This is a genomic window from Gordonia sp. GN26 (genome assembly GCF_054823965.1).
Genome location: NZ_JSYC01000145.1, coordinates 1 through 2,906 on the forward strand (window position 1 = coordinate 1; position 2,906 = coordinate 2,906).

The window sequence follows — 2,906 nt, forward strand, 5'->3', positions numbered from 1 at the left end:
GCTTCTTGGCCTGATGCTTGGTGCGCATGAACAGGATTCGGCGACCGGTGCCCGAAGCGAGTTCGGCGACCAGATCGGCCTTGCCTGCCGAGGAGACCTCGAAGACGTGGTGGGTCATGGCGGCCACCGGGGACTCGGCCGAGTCGACCGAGTGCAGGACCGGGTTGTCGAGGAAGCGCTTGGCCAGCTTGTCGACGCCGTTGTCGAGGGTCGCCGAGAACAGCAGGCGCTGACCGTCGGACGGGGTGGCGGCGAGAAGCTTGGTGACAACCGGGAGGAAGCCGAGGTCGGCCATGTGGTCGGCCTCGTCGATGACGGTGACCTCGACCTCGTCGAGCTTCACGATGCCCTGGCGCATCAGGTCTTCGAGGCGTCCCGGGCAGGCGACGACGATGTCGACGCCGCGGCGGAAGGCCTGTTCCTGACGCGTCTGCTTGACGCCACCGAAGACGGTGGTCACGGTGAGGCCGACGGCGGCCGCGAGCGGCTCGACGACAGCAGCGATCTGGGTGGCCAGTTCGCGGGTCGGAGCCAGGATGAGGCCGGTCGGCGCACCGACGTAGCGTTTGACCTCCATCTCGGCGAGTCCGGCGACCAGCGGGATGGAGAAGGCGAGGGTCTTGCCCGAGCCGGTCTTGCCGCGGCCGAGGACGTCCTTGCCGTCAAGGGTGTCGGGCAGGGTGTCGGCCTGGATCGGGAAGGCGTTGGCCTTGCCCTGCGATGTCAGGACCTCGACCAATTTGCTTGGCACGCCGAGGGATTCGAAGGAAACCTGGGGTGCGGCGGTGTCGGCGGGAATGGTCTCGACGAGCTGGGTTGCAGTGGCCGAGGGGGTCTCGAGGACAGCAGTCATTATGTGAGCGGAGCTCTTCCTGTGCGTGGCACGCGAGCAGGGCGGCAGATCTCTGCCGAAAGGTCGGTGCCGATGGCGAACACGCGGGTACGCGGGCTCGTTCGCCGTATGAAGTCAATGGCAGGCGGTGGACATCTGAAGTGTCCTACCTCGGCGACCACCTTAAGTGGGCCCCGACCTGCGAGAGAGGCGTTCTACGACGCGGAGATGCATCCATCAAGGTGCATCACTGCGATTGACACTACGCGCCGGTAACGAAAGAAGCGAATTGTTGTGACCGAGGTCGCGACTCGGAACGAGCCGCTAGAACGCCTCACTCAGCATGACCGCGACCGTGCCGGGTTCCAATGCGTCGAAGACGTGCTCGACATCGCCGGGGTAACAGATGTAGTCACCGGGGCCGAGGATCTCGGCGGCGTCGCTGGGTCCGAGACGGGCGCGACCTGCACTGATGACGACATGTTCGAGGACCCCGCGCGCGTGCGGCGCGGACACCCGCGGCTTCCCGGGCTCTGCCCGGATGACGTACATGTCGCGGCGGGAACCCGGTGCGGCGGTCGACAGCAGCGTCGCCGAATAGTCGGCATCAGCGGCCGGGATCACCGGCCCCTCCCCGAATCTGATCACCTCGACGGTCGGTGCCGGCGAGTCCAGTAACGCCGAGAACTGCACGCCGAGGGCTGTCGAGAGCGCCCACAACGTCTCCACACTGGGGTTTCCCTCCCCCGACTCGAGCTGGGACAGCGTCGACTTACCGATCCCCGCACGTCGCGCCAGCTCGGTGAGCGATAGTCCCGCGCGGTTCCGTTCGCGTTTCAGCGACGCGGCGACCAGCTCTTTCGGGTTCACCTGCCCAGCATTGTTCATTGAACCGTCCGATCGTCCATCTTGACGAACACTCGTCGTGTGTTCACTATGATAGTCATGCGTTCGGCTTGGAGAACACTCGATTCGGCGACCCTGCGCGCCGTGATCGTGATGTGCCTGTCGGTACTCGTGATCGGCGCGTCGTACGGCGTCGCGGCCCACAGCGCGGGGCTGGCCCTGTGGCAGATCATGCTGATCGCGACCGTCGTACTCGCCGGGTCGTCGGAGTTCGTCTTCGTCGGCGTGCTCGCCGCCGGTGGCGTACCCGTCGTCGCAGCCCTCGCCGGACTTCTGGTCAACACGAGGAACTTCGGTTACGGACTCGCGGTGGGCAAGCACTTACGCGGACTCACGGAGATCCTCTTCGGTGCGCACCTGATCAACGACGAGACGGCGGCGATGACCACCGCGGAATCCGAGCCGCGTCGTGCCCGCGCCGCATTTCTGCTGTGCGGCTTGGGAATTCTCATCTGCTGGCCGGCCGGCGCCGGACTGGGCGCCCTGCTCGGCAGCAGCGTCGCGAGCCCTGAGGTCCTCGGGCTCGACGCCGCGTTCCCCGCTCTGCTTGCCGCACTTGCCATTCCGGCGCTGAAAACGCGCGCAACCTGGGCAGCGGTCGCCGTCGGTGGTGCCATCGCGTTGGCGTCGACACCATTCCTGCCGGCCGGGTTGCCGATTCTCTGCGCGCTGGCGGGTTTCGCCGCTGTCGAAGTCGTTCGGAGTCTTCTGCCACATCGGGCCCCTGCCCCAGCCCACCCTCTCGTCGACAGCGAGGTGCCCCGATGACCCCCGGACTGTCCCTCGGCATCGGAATCGCCGTTCTCGCTGTCGGCACCTACGTGATCCGGCTGGCCGGACCGCTACTCCGCAACCGCCTGTCCGTGTCGGCGAATGCGGAGAAGCTGATGGACCGCGCCACCGTGGTACTGCTGGTCGCAGTGGCCCTGACCGGCGCATTCTTCGTCGACCACGACTTCGCCGGATGGGCACGACCGGCCGGGGTCGCCGTCGGCATCCTCGCGGCGATCTTTCGCGCCCCGATCGCGGTCGTGGTCATCCTCGCCGCGGCGACCGCCGCCGGCCTACGCGCGCTCGGCATCGCCTGACCACCTGCAAACCCACCCTTATTCGGCAGAATCACCACCCGTCGGGGTGCTGGGTTTGCCGAAAAGGGGTGGGTTTGCGG

General features: G+C 66.8%; 4 protein-coding genes. 2 read left to right on the forward strand and 2 right to left on the reverse strand.

All coding sequences use genetic code 11. The annotated features are described in order from the left end of the window. Both OK17_RS20500 and OK17_RS20505 read right to left on the reverse strand, forming a co-directional pair. Positions 1–853: DEAD/DEAH box helicase (locus OK17_RS20500; RefSeq protein WP_461418575.1), on the reverse strand; the 853-nt coding region annotated here is incomplete at its 3' end. A gap of 303 nt (positions 854–1,156) precedes the next feature. Further along, the gene (locus OK17_RS20505) at positions 1,157–1,720 is read right to left on the reverse strand and encodes a helix-turn-helix domain-containing protein (RefSeq protein ID WP_232718707.1); all 564 of its coding nucleotides are present in this window, start codon (positions 1,718–1,720) and stop codon (positions 1,157–1,159) included. A 57-nt stretch (positions 1,721–1,777) separates the two neighbouring features. On the opposite strand from OK17_RS20505, the gene OK17_RS20510 reads away from it, so the two are divergent. Both OK17_RS20510 and OK17_RS20515 read left to right on the forward strand, forming a co-directional pair. After that, complete coding sequence (locus OK17_RS20510; protein WP_461418576.1) at positions 1,778–2,506, forward strand: AzlC family ABC transporter permease; 729 nt, start codon at positions 1,778–1,780, stop codon at positions 2,504–2,506. Beyond that, complete coding sequence (locus OK17_RS20515; protein ID WP_232718710.1) at positions 2,503–2,826, forward strand: AzlD domain-containing protein; 324 nt, start codon at positions 2,503–2,505, stop codon at positions 2,824–2,826. The genes OK17_RS20510 and OK17_RS20515 overlap by 4 nt, the downstream gene beginning before the upstream one ends. The last annotated feature ends 80 nt before the right edge of the window (positions 2,827–2,906 follow it).

Coding starts and splice junctions, on each gene's coding strand:
- OK17_RS20505 (WP_232718707.1), bottom strand. CDS start 1,720: ATGAACAATGCTGGGCAGGTGAACCCGAAAGAGCTGGTCGCCGCGTCG.
- OK17_RS20510 (WP_461418576.1), top strand. CDS start 1,778: ATGCGTTCGGCTTGGAGAACACTCGATTCGGCGACCCTGCGCGCCGTG.
- OK17_RS20515 (WP_232718710.1), top strand. CDS start 2,503: ATGACCCCCGGACTGTCCCTCGGCATCGGAATCGCCGTTCTCGCTGTC.